The organism is Rahnella inusitata (assembly GCF_965118895.1).
Lineage (GTDB): Bacteria > Pseudomonadota > Gammaproteobacteria > Enterobacterales > Enterobacteriaceae > Rahnella > Rahnella inusitata_A.
Genome location: NZ_CBCPJJ010000014.1, coordinates 136,851 through 159,405, shown reverse-complemented (window position 1 = coordinate 159,405; position 22,555 = coordinate 136,851). Strand labels below are relative to the sequence as shown.

The 22,555-nt window shown below is 54.9% G+C and carries 16 protein-coding genes, 1 tRNA gene, 1 other RNA gene and 1 pseudogene; 10 read left to right on the top strand and 9 right to left on the bottom strand.

The features are described from left to right. The first annotated feature begins 218 nt into the window (after positions 1-218). The 7 genes from ACMHLI_RS14175 (at position 219) to ACMHLI_RS14145 (ending at position 11,985) form a co-directional block, all read left to right on the top strand. Positions 219-983 (top strand): hypothetical protein, encoded by a 765-nt coding sequence (locus tag ACMHLI_RS14175; protein ID WP_413530019.1) that lies wholly within the window; start codon positions 219-221, stop codon positions 981-983. Then, positions 974-1,777 carry a cellulose biosynthesis protein BcsQ gene (bcsQ, locus tag ACMHLI_RS14170; protein WP_413530018.1) on the top strand — a complete coding sequence of 268 codons (804 nt, stop codon included), beginning with the start codon at positions 974-976 and terminating at the stop codon, positions 1,775-1,777. The genes ACMHLI_RS14175 and bcsQ overlap by 10 nt, the downstream gene beginning before the upstream one ends. Positions 1,778-1,806: 29 nt before the next feature. Further along, the gene (bcsA, locus tag ACMHLI_RS14165) at positions 1,807-3,906 is read left to right on the top strand and encodes a UDP-forming cellulose synthase catalytic subunit (protein ID WP_413530017.1); all 2,100 of its coding nucleotides are present in this window, start codon (positions 1,807-1,809) and stop codon (positions 3,904-3,906) included. Continuing rightward, entirely contained in the window at positions 3,903-6,422 is a 2,520-nt protein-coding gene (gene bcsB / locus ACMHLI_RS14160; protein ID WP_413530016.1) for a cellulose biosynthesis cyclic di-GMP-binding regulatory protein BcsB, read from the top strand. The genes bcsA and bcsB overlap by 4 nt, the downstream gene beginning before the upstream one ends. Positions 6,423-6,501: 79 nt before the next feature. Next, a complete protein-coding gene (locus ACMHLI_RS14155; RefSeq protein WP_413530015.1) occupies positions 6,502-10,464 on the top strand; it encodes a cellulose synthase subunit BcsC-related outer membrane protein in 3,963 nt (1,320 codons plus the stop codon). An 18-nt stretch (positions 10,465-10,482) separates the two neighbouring features. Continuing rightward, positions 10,483-10,962 (top strand): cellulose biosynthesis protein BcsD, encoded by a 480-nt coding sequence (gene bcsD, locus ACMHLI_RS14150; protein ID WP_413530014.1) that lies wholly within the window; start codon positions 10,483-10,485, stop codon positions 10,960-10,962. Positions 10,963-10,971: 9 nt separating this feature from the next. Further along, complete coding sequence (locus ACMHLI_RS14145; protein WP_413530013.1) at positions 10,972-11,985, top strand: glycosyl hydrolase family 8; 1,014 nt, start codon at positions 10,972-10,974, stop codon at positions 11,983-11,985. Between the two features lie 63 nt (positions 11,986-12,048). Here ACMHLI_RS14145 and dppF read toward each other — a convergent pair whose 3' ends face one another. The 5 genes from dppF to dppA form a co-directional block, all read right to left on the bottom strand. Beyond that, positions 12,049-13,062, bottom strand: a complete 1,014-nt coding sequence (dppF, locus tag ACMHLI_RS14140) for a dipeptide ABC transporter ATP-binding subunit DppF (protein ID WP_413530012.1) — start codon at positions 13,060-13,062, stop codon at positions 12,049-12,051. Continuing rightward, entirely contained in the window at positions 13,052-14,077 is a 1,026-nt protein-coding gene (gene dppD, locus ACMHLI_RS14135) for a dipeptide ABC transporter ATP-binding protein (RefSeq protein WP_112167439.1), read from the bottom strand. The genes dppF and dppD overlap by 11 nt, the downstream gene beginning before the upstream one ends. A gap of 10 nt (positions 14,078-14,087) precedes the next feature. Next, the gene (gene dppC, locus ACMHLI_RS14130) at positions 14,088-15,002 is read right to left on the bottom strand and encodes a dipeptide ABC transporter permease DppC (RefSeq protein ID WP_112167438.1); all 915 of its coding nucleotides are present in this window, start codon (positions 15,000-15,002) and stop codon (positions 14,088-14,090) included. Positions 15,003-15,012: 10 nt separating this feature from the next. Then, positions 15,013-16,032: a dipeptide ABC transporter permease DppB gene (gene dppB, locus ACMHLI_RS14125; RefSeq protein WP_413530011.1), complete on the bottom strand. Its 1,020-nt coding sequence runs from the start codon at positions 16,030-16,032 to the stop codon at positions 15,013-15,015. A gap of 101 nt (positions 16,033-16,133) precedes the next feature. Continuing rightward, positions 16,134-17,741, bottom strand: a complete 1,608-nt coding sequence (gene dppA / locus ACMHLI_RS14120) for a dipeptide ABC transporter periplasmic-binding protein DppA (protein WP_413530010.1) — start codon at positions 17,739-17,741, stop codon at positions 16,134-16,136. A gap of 755 nt (positions 17,742-18,496) precedes the next feature. Between dppA and ACMHLI_RS14115 the strand changes: the two are divergent. From ACMHLI_RS14115 to ACMHLI_RS14105, 3 genes and pseudogenes are all read left to right on the top strand, one after another. Further along, a pseudogene (locus ACMHLI_RS14115) lies at positions 18,497-18,751 on the top strand (LysR family transcriptional regulator); the annotation flags it as partial. Between the two features lie 142 nt (positions 18,752-18,893). Next, positions 18,894-19,238, top strand: coding sequence for a type II toxin-antitoxin system PrlF family antitoxin (locus ACMHLI_RS14110; protein WP_413530009.1), 345 nt, complete (start codon positions 18,894-18,896; stop codon positions 19,236-19,238). Positions 19,239-19,244: 6 nt separating this feature from the next. Further along, positions 19,245-19,724, top strand: a complete 480-nt coding sequence (locus tag ACMHLI_RS14105; RefSeq protein ID WP_413530008.1) for a type II toxin-antitoxin system YhaV family toxin — start codon at positions 19,245-19,247, stop codon at positions 19,722-19,724. Positions 19,725-19,818: 94 nt separating this feature from the next. On the opposite strand, the gene ACMHLI_RS14100 is transcribed toward ACMHLI_RS14105, so the two are convergent. The 4 genes from ACMHLI_RS14100 to ACMHLI_RS14085 form a co-directional block, all read right to left on the bottom strand. Continuing rightward, positions 19,819-19,948: non-coding RNA, RtT sRNA (locus ACMHLI_RS14100), on the bottom strand. Between the two features lie 33 nt (positions 19,949-19,981). Continuing rightward, positions 19,982-20,058 (bottom strand) — tRNA-Pro (locus tag ACMHLI_RS14095). Between the two features lie 100 nt (positions 20,059-20,158). Beyond that, positions 20,159-21,838 carry a kdo(2)-lipid A phosphoethanolamine 7''-transferase gene (gene eptB, locus ACMHLI_RS14090; protein ID WP_413530007.1) on the bottom strand — a complete coding sequence of 560 codons (1,680 nt, stop codon included), beginning with the start codon at positions 21,836-21,838 and terminating at the stop codon, positions 20,159-20,161. Between the two features lie 252 nt (positions 21,839-22,090). Next, entirely contained in the window at positions 22,091-22,513 is a 423-nt protein-coding gene (locus ACMHLI_RS14085) for an organic hydroperoxide resistance protein (RefSeq protein ID WP_056775755.1), read from the bottom strand. Between the last annotated feature and the right edge of the window lie 42 nt (positions 22,514-22,555).

The window sequence follows — 22,555 nt, the reverse complement described above, 5'->3', positions numbered from 1 at the left end:
TGACAGCGGGTTATAGGCGTAATGTTTTCTATGGTGCAATTCCTAATTTTTGTAAAAAGTGCTCTATGCTGTAAAAGAACTGATATATTAAGATTATTCTTATCCCGAAAAAAAACGCTAAAAAATTAAACCTTTTACACTTTTGTTAGCGGTTCTCGTGTGGCCGTTTTGACGTCCAGATAATCCCCACACAAATATAATCCTACCGGGCGGGATATATGAATAAATATGACGACATTAAGCGTTTTATGGATAAGACCAACCTTAAAGAGCTTGATTATAAAGAGCTTAATGATAAATCCACCGGCGAATCAATTACCGGTTCGATGAATCAATGGACATTAATAAAACAGGTTTCTGCCAGCCAGACACCCGGCGGTCCTTTAGACAGCGGGCGCTCCACGCAGCCCACGCCGCAGTCCATTTCTGCTGATGAGTTCTCGCCGTCTTCGGCACAGGAAGCGCTGCACGCTCAGCATTCTTCCCCCTTTACCGACGCCTCGCATACGCACGATGAACCCCGGTCTTCGGAAGTTTCTCCTCCGGCGGCGGGCTTTGGTTTGCTTGATGCTCTGCGTGAGACACTGCCGCCCGCGCCTGCCCATCCGGCCCCCGCGCCAGCGCCGCAGCCACAGCCAGTTCACTCGACGCCGTCGTTGCACGCCCAGTCTGTGGTGCCAGACAGCGGTTCGGGTTTGCTTGATTCACTGCGAAAAGCCATGCCCGAAACCGTGCGTCAGCCGCCTGTCACCCCGGCCGCTCCCGCACAACCTGCTGCGCCGGTCTATACCGCACCTGTTCACCCGGCAGCACCGGCGTCCCGTTCAGCCCCAGTACAAACTCCGGCTCCCGTGGCGCCAGCGGATACCGAACAGCGCTTTAAACAAATGTTTAAACAGCGAGCTCCGCAGCCTGTCAGCGCTTATTTGCATCGCGACACACCGCTTCAACCTTTGTTAGAGATGATTGCCTCATGCCGTTAGTTTGCGTTTGTTCACCGAAAGGTGGAGTAGGAAAAACCACGGTGGCCTCCAACCTGGCCTACTCGCTTGCCCGTAGCGGCAGCAAAGTATTGGTCATCGACTTTGATGTGCAGAATGCCCTGCGCCTTCATTTCGGTGTGCCGATTTCAGATACCCGCGGTTTTGTTGCCGGTTCAGGCAATGAGTCCGACTGGAGCCAGTTCATTCTCAAAGCCGGTTCCAACACCTTCGTTCTGCCGTACGGTGAAGTGAGCGAAGATCAGCGGCTGGAATTTGAACATCAGTTAGCCACCGATCCGCATTTTTTACAGCGCGGATTAAATACCGTTCTAAATTATCCGGGTTTAATTATTATTGCGGATTTTCCTCCCGGCCCGAGTCCGGCATTAAAAGCCGTGCAAAGCATTGCGGATTTGCACGTGGTGGTGATGCTGGCGGATACGGCATCGTTATCTTTATTGCCGTTAATGGAAAAGAACAAATTAATTGGTACTCCTCTGAATAATAAAAAAGGGGAATATTACGTCGTGAATCAAAGTGACACCCGCCGGACATTAAGCCGCGACGTCACCCAATTCTTCGAACAACGTTTGAATGAAAGATTATTAGGCACAATCCACAGGGATGAATGTGTGCCAGAGGCTAATGCCTCGCAGCGCTCTATTATTGATTTCAGTCCGGTATCCGCGTCCGCGTTTGATATTGAACTGATCAGCAAAAAAGTCGCCGCCATTTTAGGGATTAAAGTCGGTGATGGAGAGTTACACGCCGCGCCTAAAACCGGCAGTTATTAACTGTCACTGATAACAGCGATCCCAAAGCGATGAATAAATTCCTGTTTTCCCTGCTTGTGCTCCTGCTGCTGCCGGTGGCAGCAGTTATCGTCATTACGCCAATGGACAGCCAGAAGCAGTACATCTTCGGGCTGATAAGCATTGGCCTCTTATTTTTACTGGGCATCAGCAAAAGCCGCCGTATTAGCGTGGTGATGGTCATCATGTCCATCATGATGTCGACGCGCTATATTTACTGGCGCGCCACGGAAACGCTGCATTTCAATTCCACCATTGAAGCCATTTTAGGCATCGGGTTATTCCTCGCCGAACTTTACGTCTGGCTTATTCTGTTACTCGGTTATCTGCAAACCACCTGGCCGCTGAAACGCACCATCGAACCCTTGCCGGATGACACCACGCTGTGGCCCACCGTCGATGTGTATATTCCGTCTTATAACGAAAGTCTGGACGTGGTGCGTGATACCGTTCTGGCGGCGCAATGTATCGATTATCCCAAAGATAAAATCAAAATATACGTGCTCGATGACGGCAAGCGCGACGAATTTGCCGTGTTCTCCGCCGATGCGGGCGTGGGATATATCACCCGTGATAATAATGCCCACGCGAAAGCCGGTAATCTGAATCACGCGATGAAACTCACCAAAGGCGAGCTGATTTGCGTCTTCGACTGCGACCACGTCGCCACCCGCGCATTTTTACAGGCGACCGTCGGCAGCTTCCTGAAAGATCCACGTCTGGCGCTCATTCAGACGCCGCACTACTTCTATTCACCGGATCCGTTTGAACGCAATCTCTCCGCTGGCCGCACCATGCCCAACGAAGGCGCACTGTTCTACGGCCCGGTTCAGCAAGGTAACGATAACTGGAACGCAACGTTCTTCTGCGGCTCCTGTGCGGTTATCCGCCGCGTGGCGCTGGAAGAAGTTGGCGGTTTTGCAGTGGAAACCGTGACCGAAGACGCCCACTCTGCGCTGAAAATGCAGCGCCGTGGCTGGAATACCGCGTTTCTGGATATCCCGCTGGCGGCCGGTCTGGCGACAGAACGTCTCGGTCTGCACGTCATTCAGCGTACCCGCTGGGCACGCGGCATGACGCAGATTTTCCGCGTCGATAATCCGTTATTTGGCCGTGGTCTGAAATGGCAGCAACGCCTGTGCTATCTCAACGCCATGCTGCACTTCCAGTTCGGCCTGCCGCGCGTGGTGTTCCTGACCGCACCGCTGGCCTTCCTGCTGTTCAATCTGAACATCATCTCCTCGTCCGCCAGCCTGATTTTTGCTTATGCGCTGCCGCATCTGGTGATGTCGCTGTACATCAACTCCCGCATGAATGGCCGCTTCCGCTATACGTTCTGGGGTGAAATCTACGAAACCGTGATGGCCTTCCACCTGATCCTGCCGACGATTGTCACCCTGCTTGCGCCAAAACGCGGCAAGTTTAACGTGACCGACAAAGGCGGCCTGCTGGACGTGGGCTTCTTTGACTTCAACATCGTCAAGCCGCACCTGATCGTCGCCATTCTGATGATTATCGGTATCGGTTACGGCTTAGTGCGCGCGGTCTTCCATAACTACTTTGCCATCGACCCAAGCGTGATCGCGCTGAACGTGGCATGGGGCAGCTTCAGTGTGCTGATCCTGCTGGCGGCCATTGCCGTGGCGAAAGAAACCCGCCAGGTGCGTAAAACCATCCGTATCGATGTGGCGATCCCGGCCATCATTCATTACGCCAACGGCATTTCCCTGCGCACCACCACCATTGATATGTCGATGGGCGGCGTGCAGCTGGTGACGCCGGACGTGCGTTATCTGGACGAAGAAATTGAAGAAGTGGAGATTCAGCTGTCCTCGGGCGCGGAAAGTTTCCCGGTGACGCAAATCAGTGGCAACAAGGAGCGCATCCGTCTGCAATTTGAAAACCTGCCGTTGTCGAAACGCCGTGAACTGGTCCGCGTCGTTCTGTGCCGTGCGGATGCCTGGATCGGTGAAGAATACCCGCCGGACAATCCGTTCCGCTCGCTGCTCAGCATCATCCGCTGCGTATTTGAGTTGTTCTACAACACATGGAAAGAACGCCGCGGCAAAAATACCCCCGCTGAGACCACCAGCAAGAGTGAAGCAGTATGAAGCGACCACGTAAATCGATGATAAATCGCCGTTTATTTACTGTGCCGGGTGCGTCCCTGCTCAGGAAAATCACCACCGGCCTGCTGCTGACCTTCAGCAGCCTGCCGTTTACGCAGGCGGAAGAAGCCCCTGCCCCGGCGGTCGATCCGGCCACCAGTCTGCCTGCGGCACCGTCATGGCTGCCGCCAACGCCAGCGATGCCGGAAGAAACCGCACCCGCTGACACCGCAGCGCCGGTCACATCACAGCCGGTGCCGTCAGAATATATTCCTCAGGCGGATACCACGCCGGTCAACAACAGCGATTCGGCCAATGCGGCAACCCCAGCCACGCCGGTGGCCGATCCCGCTGCGGTGCCTGCGCCGGTGATCCCGCTGGTTCAGCCGGTCACCAGTAATATTACCGTCGCCGAAATGGGCCAGCCCAACGGCCTGACCCTCAGCGGCGGCCAGTTGCAGTCTGGTATTCTCTTCACCCTGCCGGCAGATGAAGTGGTCACCAATGCCCATCTCTCGCTGGCGCTGAAAATTTCTCCGGCGCTGATCGCCCGCGATACCACGCTGGAGCTGATGCTCAACGGCCAGCCGCTGGGCAACCTGCCGCTGAACCAGACCAGCAACGGCGGCGATGTCTACGAGCTGGATATTCCGTCGGCGATGGTGGTCTCGAGCAACAACCTGAGCTTTCGCGTGCATGACAGCAACACCATGACCTGCGAGAAAGATCAGTCGGACAAATATTGGGTCACCATTTTGCCGACTACCAGCATTGGTCTGGAAGGTCAGCAACTGAATATTGGCCGCAATCTGGGTAACTTCCCGCGTCCGTTCTTCGACAGCCTGCAAATGCAGGAGTCCAAAATCACCATGGCTTTCCCGGCATCAATGAAACCTGGAGATGTCAGCGCCGCAGCGATGGTCTCTTCTTATCTCGGCATGTTGTCCGATTATCGCGACGTAGACTTTCCGGTTATTCTGAATGATTTGCCCGATCAGAACGGGATTCTGTTCGGTAAACCCGGCGATAAAATCGGCTCTCTGACGCTGCCTGCCAGCAACGGCGCATCGATTCAAATTATTGATAACCCGATCAATCCGGTCTACAAACTGCTGCTGGTTCTGGGTAACGATGACAACCAGCTGCGTCAGGCGGCTTACCGGCTGATAAGCGCCGGAATGCCGAACAACACCGATCATCTGGATGTCGCGCAGCAAACCATTCCGTCGAGCAAGCCGTATGATGCACCGCGCTGGATTGACACCTCGCGCCCGGTCACGCTGGGCGAACTGGCGGGCAAAGATCCGGATTCACTGATTTCCAACGGTATTTATCACGATGGCATTCAGGTGGCGTTCCGCGCCGCGCCGGATCTGTTCATGTGGGATGGGCACAATATTCCGGTACGCATTGATTACCGTTTCCCGACCGAAAACTGGATTGATGAAGATAACTCGCGCCTGAATGTCTCCATCAACAGCAATTTCCTGCGCAGCCTGACGGTGAACAAAGTCGGTCTGGTGGAAAACATCTGGCGTCGCCTCGGCGGTGACAGCCGTCAGGAACGCTACACGATGCAGCTCGCGCCGTACCTGATTTACGGCGACAACCAGTTGCAGTTCTATTTCGACATCAAACCGAAAAAAGACGCGCCGTGCAGCATTCTGACCAGCGATAACATCAAAAGCCGTATCGATCCGAAATCCTTCATCGACCTGAGCGGAAGCTACCATTTCGCGCAGTTGCCGAACCTGTCGTATTTCGTCGGTGCGTCCTATCCGTACTCCAAGCTGGCCGACTTCTCCGACACGCTGATGCTGCTGCCGCCGGAACCGACGGCTGATGAAATCCACACCTTGCTGAACCTGACCGCCCGCGCGGGCAAAGCCACCGGCGTGCCGGTAAGTCACGTGCAGATTGCCTTTGGTCTGAAGGGTGACGAGCAGGGAAACCCGCTGTTTGACCGCGATATTCTGGCAGTCACCACGCTGGGCGATTCCGCCTTTAATCAGCAGTTACTGGCAGATTCGCCGTTTGGCCTGAACGCCAATTCGATGGGCGTGAAAACGCCGACCGAAGTACAGCGCATCGTGGCGTGGCTGACCGGCGACTGGTATCGCCAGCCGGTAGATGCCGACCGCTATCTGTCCTCGACCGGTGCATGGCGCGGGTTTGTCAGCTATCGCTCGCGCTGGTCCAACGATCACGTGGTCGTCGTGGCCACCGGTACTGACGATCAGCAGTTGCTGAAAATTCACAGCGATTTGAAATTGCCTCAAATCAACGCCAACGTCCGCGGCGATCTGGCGATCATTACTGATGAGAACGGCATCCGCAGCTTCTCCGTCGGGCAGCAATTCCCTACCGGACAAATGCCGTGGTACATGATGGTGCTCTGGTACGCCAGCACGCACATCGTGATCCTGTCGCTTATCGCCACGCTGGTATCGCTGGTGGTGGGCCTGAGCCTGTTCGTCGTCCTGCGTCGCCATGCGGCTAAACGTCTGGGCCACAAATGAAAAGCCTCAAAACAAAAAGAACAACAATGAAGGTAGCCTTTACTCCCGGCTATAACCTGGCGATTACCGGAGCTGGAAAATGAAAAAACATAAACTGTCCCTGGCGGTGATCAGGGCTATTTATCTGGTAGGGATCGCCGGAGTGGTGAGTTTTAGTGCCTCAACGTTTGCCGCGGATACGACCAATCCGGCGATGAAAGCTCTGTTCGATCAGGCGGCTTACTGGCACGAACGCGCCCATGACGATCTGGCAAAAGACGCCTTGCAGAAAGTGCTGCTGGTTGAGCCGGACAATGCCCAGGCGCTGTATCTGATGTCGCTGTACTCGATGCAAAGCGGCGACAAAACCGCGGCTAACCAGTGGCGCGAAAAGCTGTCTGCCGCCTCGCCCGACGATCCACGTTTAGCTTCACTAAATAGCGCCAAAGCCATGCAGTCGATTCCCCCGGCGCAGCTGGCCTCTGCCCGTCAGATGGCTGCGCAGGGTAACGTCAGCGGTTCGCTTTCGGCCTACCGCACCATCTTTAACGGCAATCAGCCGCTCGACAGTCTGGCAACCGAATATTACCTGACCATGGCGGGTGACAAATCGCTCCAGCCGCAGGCGATTGCAGGTTTGCAGCAGCGCGTGGCTTCCCGCCCGGACGATACGCAGGCGCGTCTGGCGCTGGGCAAAGTGCTGACCTATCAGGAATCTTCCCGCCGTGACGGTATCAAACTGCTGAGCACAATGGCAGGCAGCAACAGCGACGCAGACCGCTCGCTGCGTCAGGCGTTGTTATGGATGGCACCGCAGGAAAGCGATCGCGACTTGTATCAGGGCTATCAGGCGCGTCATCCGAATGACACCGGTGTGATGGCCTATTTCCAGAAAAATATCGGCGGCGCGGCGAAAGGTCAGGGCTTTACCGCGCTGAACAGCGGGAACGTCACCGACGCCAAAGCCAAGTTTGAAAGCGTGCTGGCGGGCGATCCAAACGATGCCGATGCACTGGCTGGTTTAGGTTACATCGCGCAGCGCAGTGGCAATTTCGAAGCCGCCTCGCAATATCTGAGCAAAGCCGCCGCACAGGGCGGGCCGAACAGCGCACAGCTGAGCAATCAGGCGCAGGATTCTGCGTTCTACGCTCAGTTGGCGAAAGCCAAAGAAGCCGCCGGTGCTGGCAGCTACGATGCCGCGCTGGCCGCCGTCACGCCGCTGACCCAGGTCGGCGGGGAGAAAGGTCAGTCTGCCGGATTGCTGCGCGCCGACATTCTGCGCCGCAAAGGCGATCTGCCCGGTGCCGAGCAGCAATTCAGCGCACTTGGCGATAACGCCGACGCCCGTGCAGGATTGTTCTACGTACTGCGTCAGCAGAACAAAACCGCCGAAGCCAGTCAGGTTCTAAAAACGCTGCCGGCTGATATTCAGACCAAGATGAATCCGCCAAAAGTGGCCGACGTCATCGAGCCGTTGCGCCGTCAGGCTGCACAGGCGGTGGCGAACAACGATCCACAGCGCGCGCTGAATTTACTTCAGCAGGCCCAGGAACGTCAGCCGTCCAACGTCTGGGTGAAGCTGGACATGGCGCGCATCCTGCAATCGCAAGGGCAAACTGCGCAGGCGCAGTCGATCATGGCGCCGTCCGCGCGTCCGGGTGCCTCATCTGCCGATCTTTACGCCGCGGCCTTGTTCGCGTCGGAAACCAAAAACTGGTCAACCGCCAGCGCCCTGCTCTCGCGCATTCCGCGCGGCAGCCAGAATCAGGGCATGCGTGAACTGGCGCAGCGCGCCAACTTCAATGCGCAAATGGCCGATGCCGAAAACTATCTGCAACAGGGTAACAGTGCGGCCGCCGCAAATACCTTACGCGCGCTGGCGCAGAACCCGCCCACCGCGCCTGCTGACGTTGGTGCGCTGGCGAAGAATCTGGCTGCCACCGGGCAGCTTCCGCTGGCGGTACAGCTGGTGCGCCAGAACATGCGCAACGGCGTGAAAGGTAACGCCGGAGATTACGCGGATCAGGTCACCGTGCTGAATCAGGCGGGGCTTGGCAACGAGGCGCAGGCATTCCTGCAAAATCCGGAAATTCAGTCGGGCACATCGCCGACGGCGCTGGCCAATCTGCGTAACGGTTTCGTTATCACGCAGGCCGATCAGCTGCGCGAACAGGGTCAGTACGCGGCGGCTTACGACAAGCTGGTCGTCGCGCTGCAAGCCGATCCGCAAAACCGCGACCTGATGCTGGCGATGGCGCGCCTGTATCAGTCCGGCAAACTCAATAAACAGGCCGGTCAGGTTTATAACTACCTGATGACCAACGACACACCAACGCAGGATGCCCGCGTCGGGGCGATCAATATTGCGCTGGGCGAAGGCGATACGCAGCGTGCGCAGCAGCTTATGAACGGTCTGACCGGTCCGCGCACGCCGGACCGCCTGTTACTGGCGGCACGCGTTGCCGAGGCACAGGGCGATCATCAGCAGGCGATGGCGCTTTTGCGTTCGGCGAAGGGCAAGATGATCGGGCTGGAAGGCGCAGACGGTTCGGCGCAGGTCGCCGGATTGCAGCTGAGCGACAACCCGTTCATCAACCGTTCAACGCGCACCACGGCTTCACGCCCGACAACGCAATCCTCTTACGGCGCCGTCATGCCATGGCAGGTCTCCGATCAGGTTTCCACGCCGGGGAATATTCCGGCAGCCAGCGCAGAGCCGACGGCTGTCACGCAGCGTAATGCGACAGAAAAACAGATCGACGACATGCTCGACGATTTGCAGGGCAAAACCGCCACCTGGGCGCAGGGCGAAATGTCGATTCGCGGCCGTGACGGCGAAAGCGGGCTCAGTCAGCTGACCGAAGCTAAAGCGCCGATGACGTTCGCCTTCGTGCCGTTTGACACCTCGCGCCTGAGCATCGGCGTGACGCCGGTTTCCCTCAGCGCAGGCAGCCCGTCTGGTACGGCCAACAGCCGCTTTGGGCAGGGCGCGCTGGCTCAGGCGCAGTCTGCACAGAAAGATGTCGCAGCAGCGGCGTCGGCGGCAGGTCTGAACATTGCCGATTACAGCACTTTCGCCAAACTGCAGGCGGCCGCTTCCACCAATTCCAGCGCAAACTGTAGCTCGACCAACGCGGCCTCGGCGCAGTGCGTGGCCTACAACACCATCACGGGTACCGATCCGACTACCTATTCCGCCCCGGATGCCGGTAATCAGAAAGCCACCGGCGTGGAAGTCAACGCCGCGCTGACCGGCGACAGCTACAAAGCCGATGTGGGCAGTACGCCACTCGGGCAGGATTTGAGTTCGCTGGTCGGTGGCGTGCAGTGGGCACCGAAACTGACCGACTTCACCACGCTGACCGTGACCGCAGAACGTCGCGCGATCACCGACAGTATTTTGTCCTACGTCGGCACCAAAGATAACTACAGCGGCAAAGAGTGGGGCCAGGTCACCAAAAACGGCGGCAGCGTTAACCTTTCTTACGATGATGGTGACGCCGGCTTCTACGCCGGTGCAGGTTACTACAGCTATCTCGGTAATAACGTGAAGAGTAACCAGTCGGTCAATGCCAACGCCGGACTGTACGTCCGTCCGTACCGTTATGACGATCGCGAACTGAAAACCGGGGTCAACGTCGGCTACATGAACTTCGACAAAAACCTCAGTTACTACAGCTACGGTCAGGGCGGTTACTTCAGCCCGCAGAACTACGTCAGCGTCTCCTTCCCGGTGGAATATACCCAGAAGTATGACGACTGGGATATGAAACTCTCGGCATCCGTCGGTTATCAGTCCTATTCTCAGGATAAGAGTGCCTACTTCCCGAATAACCCGGACTTGCAAAAACAGCTGGAAGATCTGGTGGCGGCGGGCTACGGCACCGAGGCTTACTATTCCGGTAAAACCGAAAATGGTATCGGCTGGAATGCGGGCGTCGGCGGCAATTATCATCTGAACAAGAACATGCAGATTGGCGGTCAGGTGGGCTACGATACTTTCGGCGATTACAACGAAAGCAAAGCGCAGGTCTACTTCCGCTATCTGATGGGCCAAAATTAATCCCGGTGGAATAAAACCATGCAAGAACAGAACTATACTCAGGTCGCGCAGGAATATTACCGCCAGCGGCACACCACACCGGGCTGGCAAAGTCTGGTGCAGGTGCTATTTTCAGGTATTCTGGCCTCCGCCGAAGACGAAGACGGTCGCCGTTTTCTCACGCTGATGGGCGGTAATCTGGCGCGTCAGCATGCGCTGCCGGTCTGCGCCACGCTCGGTGAACTGGAAGACAACATCAACCATATTCTCAGTCGTTTTGACTGGGGCGTGGTGAAAATTGAAGCCACCCAGCAGCAACTCGCGCTGGTACACATCGCCTGGCCGGTTTCACCGCAGGGTGAAGACGACGAACTGTGGCGCATCGCGCTGATTTCGCTGTTTGAAGGGCTGTATGCCCAATGGTTGCAGGCGCAAGGCGGGCAGCCTTACGTTCCCCTGCGCTGGCAGGAAAGCACACCGGAAGGCGCATTCGTCTTCCGCTATCAAAATGGTTTGTAAGGAATTTTTATGTTGGCATTTCGACGCTATGGCCTGGTGCTGTGGTTCGGTCTGGTTTTCTCGTTTTTCACCACCGCAGTAATGGCGCAGGATCAGGGCTGGTCAGCCTACAAAAGCCGCTTTCTGATGCCTGACGGCCGGATCATTGATACCGCCAATAAAAACGTCAGTCACACCGAAGGTCAGGGTTTCAGCATGCTGCTGGCGGTCTTCAATGACGATCAGGCCACTTTCGATAAGTTGTGGCAGTGGGCAAACACCACTCTTTATCGTAAAGACATCGGCCTCTATTCATGGCGTTACGACCCGAACAACAGCGTTCACGTTGCCGATAAAAATAACGCCTCTGACGGCGACCAGCTGATGGCATGGGCGCTGCTGCTGGCGGGCGATAAATGGCAGGACACGCGTTACACCAAAGCGTCGGAGAAATTACAGACGGCGCTGATCAAATACAACGTGATTGATTACGCCGGTTACAAAGTGATGCTGCCGGGCGTGACCGGGTTTAATCAGACCAGCAACGTGACCGTTAACGCCTCCTACTTCCTCTTCCCGGCGTGGAAAGCGTTTTACGCCCACAGCCACCTGAAAGTGTGGAAGGATCTCGATGAAAGCGGCACCGCGATGCTCAGCAAAATGGCGTTCGGTGAATTCCGCCTGCCGACTGACTGGGTGGACATGCAGGCCGACGGCAGCATGAAACCCGCCAGCCGCTGGCCAACGCGTTTTAGCTACGACGCCGTGCGTATCCCGCTGTACCTCGGCTGGGCGCATCCGGGCAGCCCGCAGCTGGCACCGTTTATTCTCTGGTGGCAGAAGTCGCCACGCACCGCGACACCGGCCTGGATCGACGTGATGACCGGCACCAAAGCGGGCTATAACATGTCGCCGGGCTTAGTGGCCATTCGTGATTTCACCATGGCCAACACCGGTGCCATCAGTCCGAACCTCGCACCGAAAGACGATTATTACTCGTCAACGCTGCAACTTTTGAGCTGGTGGGCGAGTAAGCAAGGATAATATTCTCCGCTGAATAAAAAAGGCCGCTTTCGCGGCCTTTATCATCTTCGCACTTCAACTGATTTACGCCACAGTCTGCGTAGTCCCGTTCTCGTCCTGATCCACGGCGAAACAGGCAACTAGCTGATCGCCGTACTGTTTCAGCTGTGGCTGGAACTGTTTGCAGGTGCCGAACGCACGACGGCAGCGGGCATTGAAGGCGCAACCGGCTGGCGGGTTCAGCGGGCTTGGCAGCTCGCCGGTCAGCTTGATGCGTTCACGGCGCTCGTCCGGGTTCAGACGCGGCGTTGCGGACAGCAAAGCCTGCGTGTACGGATGGCGCGGATTGTTGAAGATGGCGTCTTTCGAGCCCTTCTCCACGCAGCGACCAAGGTACATCACCATCACTTCGTCGGCGATATGTTCAACCACCGACAAATCGTGCGAAATGAACACGTAGGACAGCCCCAGATCCTGCTGCAAATCCATCATCAGGTTCAGAACCTGCGCACGCACGGAAACGTCGAGCGCGGAAACCGGTTCATCGGCGATCACCACGTCCGGATCCAGCATCAGACCACGGGCGATAGCAATACGCTGACGCTGACCGCCGGAGAACATGTGCGGATAACGGTCGTAATGCTCGGTTTTCAGGCCGACTTTCGCCATCATCGCCAGCGCTTTTTCACGACGCTCCGCGCTGCTGAGTTTGGTGTTGATCAGCAACGGCTCTTCGAGGATCTGCCCGACTTTCTTACGCGGGTTCAGCGATCCGTAAGGATTCTGGAACACGATTTGGATCTTCTGACGGCGCAGCTTTTCCGCTGTCGCATCGGGTTTCAGCAAATCCTGCCCGCGGTAATACAGCTCACCGCCAGTCGGGACTTCGATCATTGTCAGCAGACGGCCCAGCGTGGATTTCCCACAGCCGGATTCCCCCACCACCGCCAGCGTTTTGCCGCGTTCAAGCGTGAATGACACGCCGTCGAGGGCCTTAACTGTACGTTCCGGGGCGAACATCCCTTTCTTCACCGGGTAATGCTTTTTCAGATCAATCGCATGCAACAGCGGCTGCGATGCGGTGTTATCAGGACTCATAAGTAGGTCTCCCGGCATCATCGAGCGGATAATGACACTTCGACTGACGCCCGTTCGCGAGATCGCGCAGCGCCGGTTCTTCTTTACGGCAAAGATCGGTGGCATACGGGCAACGCGGGTTGAGCAGACAACCGTTCGGACGGTCATATTTGCCCGGCACGACACCCGGCAATGACTGCAAACGTGCTTTGTCAGCGGCAAATTCCGGTAAGGATCGCAGCAGCGCCTGGGTGTACGGATGGCGCGGCGCACGGAAAATCTCCGTGGCTCGTGCCGATTCCACCACCTGACCGGCATACATCACGATGATATGCTGTGCGGCTTCGGCCACCAGTGCGAGGTCATGGGTGATCAGCATCAGCGCCATGTTCTCTTGCTGTTGCAGCTCGAGCAGTAGTTCGATGATCTGCGCCTGAATGGTCACGTCGAGTGCGGTCGTCGGTTCATCGGCGATCAGCAGTTTTGGACGGCAGGCGATCGCCATCGCGATCATGACACGCTGACTCATCCCGCCTGAGAGCTGATGCGGATACACGTCGAGACGCGAAGCCGGATCGGGGATTCCGACCAGATTCAGCAGATCGATGGTGCGCTGACGACGGGTCTTTTTGTTGCCCCCCTGATGCACCTTGATGGCTTCCATAATCTGGAAACCAACGGTGTAGCACGGGTTAAGGCTGGTCATCGGATCCTGGAAAATCATCGCGACTTCGGCACCGACAATCTGGCGGCGCTCTTTTTCGCTCATGCCTTGCAGGTCACGGCCACCGAACTCGAGCTTTTCGGCCATCACTTTGCCGGGGAAATCGATAAGCCCCATCAGCGCCAGTGAACTGACCGATTTACCGGAGCCGGATTCGCCGACAATCCCGACCACTTCGCCCTGTTTTACACTGTAGCTGATACGATCTACGGCGCGAAACGGCGTGCCTTCGTCGCCAAAATGCACGGAAAGCTTATCTACAGTCAGCAGCGTTTTGCCGACCGGTACGTCTTGAATTAATGTGGTTTCCATCTCTCGTCCCCTACTGCTTGAGTTTAGGGTCAAGGGCGTCGCGCAGGCCGTCACCCATCAGGTTAAATGCCAGAACCGTCAGCAGAATGATCACACCAGGGAAGGTCACGACCCACCAGGCGCTCTGAGCAAACTGTAAGACGTCGGACAGCATCGTGCCCCACTCCGGCGTTGGCGGTTGCGCGCCCATGCCGAGGAAGCCGAGAGCCGCCATATCGAGGATGGCGTTGGAGAAACCGAGCGATGCCTGAACGATCAGCGGCGCTAAGCAGTTAGGTAAAATATTGATGAACATCTGACGCGTCGCACCGGCACCCGCCACGCGCGAAGCGGTCACGTAGTCGCGGTTCACTTCCACCAGCACCGCCGCACGGGTAAGTCGCACGTAGTGTGGCAGGGCGACGAACGTCAGCGCCAGTGAGGCGTTCACTATCGACGGACCGAAAATCGCCACCAGCACCAGCGCCAGCAACAGACTCGGCAAAGCCAGCATGATATCAACCACGCGCATGATGATAGCGTCGATGACACCGCCATAATATCCGGCAAACAGACCGAAAATCACGCCGAGGATCAAGGAGAGCACCACCACCAGACAACCCACCAGCAGCGATAACCGCGCACCGTACATTAGCCGCGACAGAATATCGCGGCCCACGTCATCGGTACCCAACAGGAATTTCCAGCTTCCGCCTTCCATCCAGACAGGTGGACGCAGCAGGGCATCACGGAACTGCTCAGCCGGGGCGTGTGGCGCTATCACATTCGCCCCAATCGCAATCACCAGCATGATGATGATATAAGCCAGGCCTGTAACGGCCCCTTTATTACGCTTGAAGTAATGCCAGAATTCCCGCAATGGCGGCATCGGCACTGGCGCAGCCGTCACGATTTCATTCGCAACGGGCTCTGTAACCTGAGACATTTTGCGCCCCTTATTTTCTGTGGCGAATACGCGGGTTGACCACGCCGTAGAGCACGTCTACCAGCAGGTTAACCACGATGATCAAAGTAGCGACCAGCAAAACTCCGCCCTGCACGACCGGATAGTCGCGGCGCTGGAGTGCATCGATCAGCCACCGGCCGAGTCCCGGCCAGGAGAAGATGGTTTCCGTCAGAATGGCGCCGCCCAGCAGCGTCCCGACCTGCAAACCAATGATGGTCACCACCGGCAGCAGCGCATTGCGCAGTGCGTGGACGACAATCACCCGCATACGGCTGACGCCCTTGGCTCGCGCGGTACGGATATAATCTTCACCCAACACTTCCAGCATGGAAGAACGGGTCATACGCACGATAACCGCCAGAGGAATGGTGCCGAGCACCAGCGCAGGCAAAATCATGTGCATCACGGCGTCTTTGAAGTCGCCCGGCTCGCCCCAGATGAGGGAGTCGATCAACATAAAGCCGGTCAGCGGCATGCTGTCATCAAGGAAAACGGTATCGCTTATTCGCCCCGATACGGGCGTGAGGTTGAGCTGCACCGAGACCAGCATCACCAGCATGATCCCCCACCAGAATATCGGCATGGAATAGCCGGTCAAAGAGATGCCCACTGCCGTGTGATCGAATATCGATCCGCGTTTGACCGCCGCCAGCACGCCCACCGGAATACCGACAATAATCGCGAAAATCATCGCGCAGATGCCCAGTTCAAGCGTCGCTTTGAAGCGCGGGACAAACTCCTGCCAGACAGGGGTTCGGCTTTTTAAGGAAGTGCCCAGGTCGCCGTGCAGCACCCCGTTCACATAGTGGAAGTATTGCTGATAAAGAGGCTTATCGAGCCCCATATCTGCCATTAACTGGGCGTGACGTTCGGGGGAAACACCGCGTTCGCCTGCCATGATGGTGACCGGGTCGCCTGGTATCATATGTACGAAGGCAAAAGTCAGCAAAGTTATGCCGATAAACGTTGGGATAACTAACCCCAAACGTCGGAGTATGAACTGAAACATATCCCGTACTCTCTGTATAAAATGCCCGGAGAACCGTAGCTCGCCGGGCTTATTAGTAGCTCACAAAACTCTTAACTGCCGGATTCAATAGCGGGACGCTATTACTCCATGCTTACGTTTTCGAAGTGGTGTTTGCCTAACGGATCAACGACATAGCCTTTGACTTCTTTACGAACAGGTTCGTACACGGTGGAGTGAGCGATGATCAGCGCAGGTGCCTGGTCATGCATCACAACCTGTGCCTGCTGGTACAGTGCAGCACGTTTGGCGTGATCGGATTCAGCACGGGCTGGCTGGATCAAATCTTCGAACGGCTTGTAGCACCAGCGGGAATAGTTGGAACCGTCTTTCGCTGCGGTACAGCTGAACAGGGTAGCGAAGAAGTTGTCCGGGTCCCCATTGTCCCCGGTCCAGCCCATCATCACAGACTGATGCTCACCGGCTTTAGCACGCTTGAGGTATTCGCCCCACTCGTAAGTGACGATGTTGGCTTTCACGCCCACTTTCGCCCAGTCAGCCTGGATCATTTCAGCCATACGGCGCGCGTTCGGGTTGTACGGACGCTGTACCGGCATTGCCCACAGATCGATAGTGAAACCGTCTGCGTGACCTGCTTCTTTCAGCAGTTCTTTGGCTTTTTCAGGGTTGTAATCGTAATCCACGACGTCTTTGTTGTAGCCCCACATAGTCGGTGGGATCAGGTTTTTAGCCGGCTGGCCAGCACCCTGATAAACCGCATCGATGATGGCTTTTTTGTTCACAGCCATGGTCAGTGCCTGACGCACTTTCACTTCATCCAGAGGTTTTTTCTCAACGTTGAAGGACAGATAACCGACGTTCAGACCTGGCTGTTGCATCAGGTTGATGGTTTTATCTTTCTTCATTGCCGCGATGTCAGCCGGGTTCGGGTACGGCATCACCTGGCATTCGTTTTTCTGCAATTTCGCGTAACGCACGGAAGCGTCAGGCGTAATGGAGAAGACTAAACGGTCAATCTGCGGCTTGGTGCCCCAGAAACCAGGGAAAGCTTTGTAGAGGATGCGTGAATCTTTCTGGTATTGCACAAGCTGGAACGGACCGGTACCGATCGGATCCAAATCGACTTTCTCAGGTGTTTTCGCTTTCAGCATGTTATCCGCGTATTCCGCAGACAGGATGGAAGCGAAGTCCATCGCCAGGTCAGCCAGGAATGGTGACTCCGGGCGGTTGAGCACGAACTGGACGGTGTTGTCGTCGACTTTAACAATCTTGTTGATCAGATCGCCCATACCCATGCCTTCGAAGTATTCGTAGCTGCCGCCCGAAACGCCGTGGTAGGGATTATTTTTGTCGAGCTGACGTTCGAAGGAATACACCACGTCATCCGCATTGAAATCACGGGTTGGTTTGAATTCCTTGTTGTCCTGCCATTTCACGCCTTTGCGCAGATGGAAGGTGTAGGTTTTGCCGTCTGCCGACACGTCCCACTTCTCAGCCAGACCCGGCTGAATTTCTGTGGTCCCGATCTTGAACTCAACCAAACGGTTGTAGATAGGCACGGAGCTGGCGTCATACGTGGTGCCTGAGGTGAACAGCTGAGGGTTGAAGCCTTCAGGTGAACCTTCAGAGCAATACACTAACGTTTTTGCCTGCACGCTTGCCGCAACGGTCAGCGCAATCAGGCCCATACTGAATTTCAGTAGCCCCGACTTACCTAAGGAGATTGTCATCGCTTCTGCTCCATTGATTAATGGTGATGTGGATGTGTGTGTTGTGTTTGCAGCTCACGCCACCCTTTATTTTTATTTGCGGGTGACTGTGTTGGTGTGCGCTGCATTAAGTCCAACCAGAGCATGGTGAACTGCCATTTTTTTTCCTTCGAACTGTAAAGCGGGCTTTACGGATCTTTACCGGAAATAATCACTGGTCTTCCTTGGGGCTATCAATTTGGCAACTCCTATCCCTGACGTCAATATAACCATCAGGCATTTACACAGACTGTGAGTAACAGCAAACAAACATAAAAAAACATTCTGTTAACTAAATCAGGATGAATGTTCAGTTTTTGAACCTTAAACCCACACAATCAACTTTGTAAAAGAATATTCCTGGGGGTTTTGCACATATTAAATCCCTAAAAATTTCTCGCTAAATGATGAATATCTGAACGGTTATTTTTGAGATAGGGGTGGAAACCAGCTGAAAATGCTGAGAAGAGCAGCTGATGACACGTGACTGTCACAAAATGGATTCCCGCACTGACCCCCTCAAACACCCCAAAAAGGCGCAGATGCCCGATGATGGTGCAGCCTGCAGCGCGGATATGTTTCGTGTGTTTTTTCACCGAAAGGCGGTATGCGGGCTGAAATACCTCGAAACCAAACTGATCGTAGAATCAGAAGACTGGCGCGTTTTTTGCTTAAATCAAGGGTATCTGGATTTATGGCAGCAGGTTTTCTGTATATCACCGGCCAGAGGTTTTGTGATGGAACTTAAGTGGTTTGAAGATTTTCTCAGCGTATCTCATTGCTACAGCTTCACGCGCGCCGCCAGCGAACGAAACATCACCCAGTCCGCACTCAGCCGCCGCATCCGCCAGCTGGAAGAATGGCTCGGCGTGGCGCTGTTTGACCGCAAAACTTACCCGATCCGCCTGACCCCGGAAGGCGAAGAATTCTTGCACGTCGCCCACGAAACGGTATTTTCCATGACACGGTTACGCCGGAGTTTGCGCGCCAAAGCGCATGAGACGGATGTAACGGTGTGATATTCCCGCTGCTGTATGTATAAGTAATCGCTTAAAAACAATGCAATTGCATTGGCAATGCATTTGCATTACGCTGAGCTCATCGCTCATTTATGCATCACAGGGAGTCTCGTTTATGTCAGCCTCAGCTACATGGGGAATCAAACTTGAAGCGGAATCAAAAGTGACTCGCCGTTTTCAGACCACCATCCCCGCAGCCATTCGCAAAGCACTCAATCTCACCGAAAACGATCGAATCCAGTACAAAGTGCTGCCTGACGGACAGGTGGTTATTTCGAGGCAGCTCGAAGAACACAGCGATCCCGTTATCAATGCCTTTCTGGATTTTGTTGAGGCAGATATGCTCAACCATCCGGAGAATTTGCAGCCGTTAACCCTGGCAATGCATGAAAAAATCAATGTCCTGACCGCAGGCATCGATATCGACCTGGACAGTCCGCTTTCTGACGATGATGAGTAATGGATTATGCATAATCAGGCAATGGAGGTTAATGGATGGACCCTGCTTTCCCACCCACTGATCCAGCAGCAAATACAAAAATTAATGGAACAGGTGAGTGAGTTACGCCGTAAAGATCCGACCGGATATAAAAATAAAAATGCGACTAAAAGGCTGATAGCGATCAACAGGCTGATGTACGAAGTCATCCCGCAAAATCCGGCAAGAGCCGAATATCGTCAGGGAGATACGTTAGGTGCTGAGTTTACTCATTGGTTCAGAGCGAAATTCTTTCAGCAATATCGCCTGTTTTTCCGCTACAACCTCAGAACGCGAATCATCATTTTTGTGTGGGTAAATGATGATAAAGAATTACGAGCCTATGAGAGCAAAACGGACGCGTACCGTGTCTTTCGAAAAATGCTGAAAGGCGGCGAGCCACCGGATAGCTGGGCAGCATTACTGAATGCCGCGAATGGGGTAAGTCTGAGGGAAGAAACTCTCTGATTTTTCTTCGTACAAAACAACAAGTCAGCAACCATAAGGCTGCGGGTTTTTATGGACGAAAAAAAACCTGCTTTAAAAGCAGGTTTTTCAAATGTGGTCGGCGAGAGAGGATTACGCGCATCTTCGATGCTTGCCCTGCGGGCCGTTGCTAAAGCAACGTGGTCTCGCTTCGCTCGGCTCAAACCTCCTTCGGAGGTTCTCATCCTCTTAAACTACAGGCGAAAAAAAACCTGCTTTAAAAGCAGGTTTTTCAAATGTGGTCGGCGAGAGAGGATTCGAACCTCCGACCCACTGGTCCCAAACCAGTTGCGCTACCAAGCTGCGCTACTCGCCGAATGGGGCGCATCTTACTGCGGTGGTTTCAGAGCGTCAACGGCTTTTTCATCCATATTCACCGACTGCCCAGAAATCATCCGATACGCCGCCAATTTAACCTATAACTTCTGTTCTGCCTGAGGTTTAGCACACCAGTTATTCGCCGGATTGATTCCGCCGTTCGGTGAGGTGTAACCCAGACAACCCAGAATCGAGTCGAATAGCTCGACGTGGCGCTTCTTCGCCCCGACCCGCTGCTGCGCCTGTAACTGCTCAAACGCCTCTTTATGATCCGGCTGTTCGAGGAAACTGTCAGAAGCCCACACCATCATCGGCACACGGAACTGCTCAGGTGGCGCCATCTCGCGCGGCGTACCGTGCAGATGCGAGTTCTCATCAATCGACTCACCGTGATCGGAGGCATAAAACACCAGCGCCTTCTTGTCGCGCAGCTGATCGATCACGCTGTCGATGAAGGTGTCGGTGTAAAGCACGCTGTTATCGAAGGCATTGATCAGCTCTTCTTTCGTACAGTTGGTCCTCTTACATTCCGGCGTATAACGCGCGTAGCTGCGCGGATAACGCTGAGAATAGAGATAATGCGAGCCTTTGGTGTGCAGGATCACCAGATGTTTCCCTTTCGGGTAGTTCTTCAGAGACTGCTGCAATTCATTCACCAGCAACATATCGTCCACCGGTTTGCCGTCATTACGCTTTTCAGACGCGATGATTTCACGGAAGGAGAAATTGTTGGTGTCAGCGTTGTTGTAGAACCACAGCTCGCTTTGCATCGCGAAGAGTTCAGAAGTGAAACCCAAAGATTTCATCACCGCAAAGATGTTCTGCTCTTTCAGCGTCCGCTGCGGATTATCTTCCGTTCCGCCTTCGCGCACGAACATGCAGCGCAGCGAGAGCTTAGTGGCGGTATCGCAGGAAGTCCCGCGGAAGGCCACCAGATTCTTCTCTTTCGACAGCCGCGGCGTGGTATCACGCTCGTAGCCGAGAATCCCCATGTGATCCCAGCGGGTGGTTTCCCCGATGATAAACACCACGTAGGTGTCATCAATATCCGCCGGCGGCACGTAGGTAAACTCTTTCCCCGGGTCAAAATAATGGCTGGCATCCTGACCTTCATCAATCTGGGTGTACGCATACAACCCGAGGGCCGCCAGCCAGTTAGACGGTAAATAAGAGTGCGCAACAACGCCGCCGTAGCTCGGTAAATCGACGTTAGTTTTCTTCTCGTTCACGCTTTGTTCGTGATCAAGATAGCGCAGCGGCAGCCAGACCAGCAGCACCGCGGCCAACAGAACGATCAGCGGCAACGCGCGTTGCCCCGGCGTTTTCATCTGTTCAATCAGCGTCAGACGCAGATTATTTTTCCAGATCACAAACAGCGGTATGGCACTGACCAGCGCCATCCAGATAAACAGTTGCGGGCCAATAACCTCTTTGCTGAGATCGATATCCGTCGTCATCACCGACACCACGATGCCGTAGCCGATCACCACGTTGAACATCACCATGTAATAACTGGCGGCAACGGAAATCAGAACCAGCAGACTGGCGACGATGCGGAAAAACAGCCGTCCACCCAGCGACAACAAGCGCAGCACGAAAAAGGTAAACAGGACGATCGCACACACTTCTGTGACGGCCTGCAGGAGTTCGGTGGAAGTGAAATGATTAATCAAGGCGGCAAAGCGGCGCTGAAACACGGAGACATTAAGGAAAATGCCAATATAAATCGCTAACAATAATGAAATATTTTGCTGCGATAGAGTCTTCACTCTATTCATGTAATGTGATTTTCCGGAGGATTTTGAAAGATTCTGAATCATTGTGACATGTTTATGTCTGGCGAGTTCACAGATTATACCGAGATTACGTATATATACATACTTCCGGAATGTTCCGTGCCGAAGCGGCTTACCGGCGAGGTGACGGACAGGTGGGAGCTTTATCAGAGATAAATTCAGACATGAAAAAGGAGGCCGAAGCCTCCTGGGTATTTCTTAAAACGCCCCTGGTGAAGGCGGTACTTCTAAAAATCATTTAATATTCAATGTCACATCGATGTTGCCGCGTGTGGCATTGGAGTACGGACAAACCTGATGAGCTTTGGCAACCAGCGCTTCTGCGTCGCTGCGCTCAAAGCCAGGCAGAGTGATATCAAGCTGAACTTCGATACCGTAACCGCCGGGAATGGCACCTATGCCTACCGCGCCTTCAATTTTCGCGTCAGCAGGGATCTTAATTTTTTCCTGCGCGGCCACGGCTTTCAGTGCGCCGAGGAAGCAGGCGGAGTAACCGGCAGCAAACAGCTGCTCAGGGTTGGTACCGCCGCCCATGCCACCCATTTCTTTCGGCACGCCCAGTTTGATATCTAAGACGCCGTCGTCAGAAACAGCACGGCCATCACGACCACCGGTAGCAGATGCATGAGCACGATACACAACTTTTTCGATAGACATATTTGGTTCCTTTTCGGGTCAGATGACTGAGAATAAGAGCTA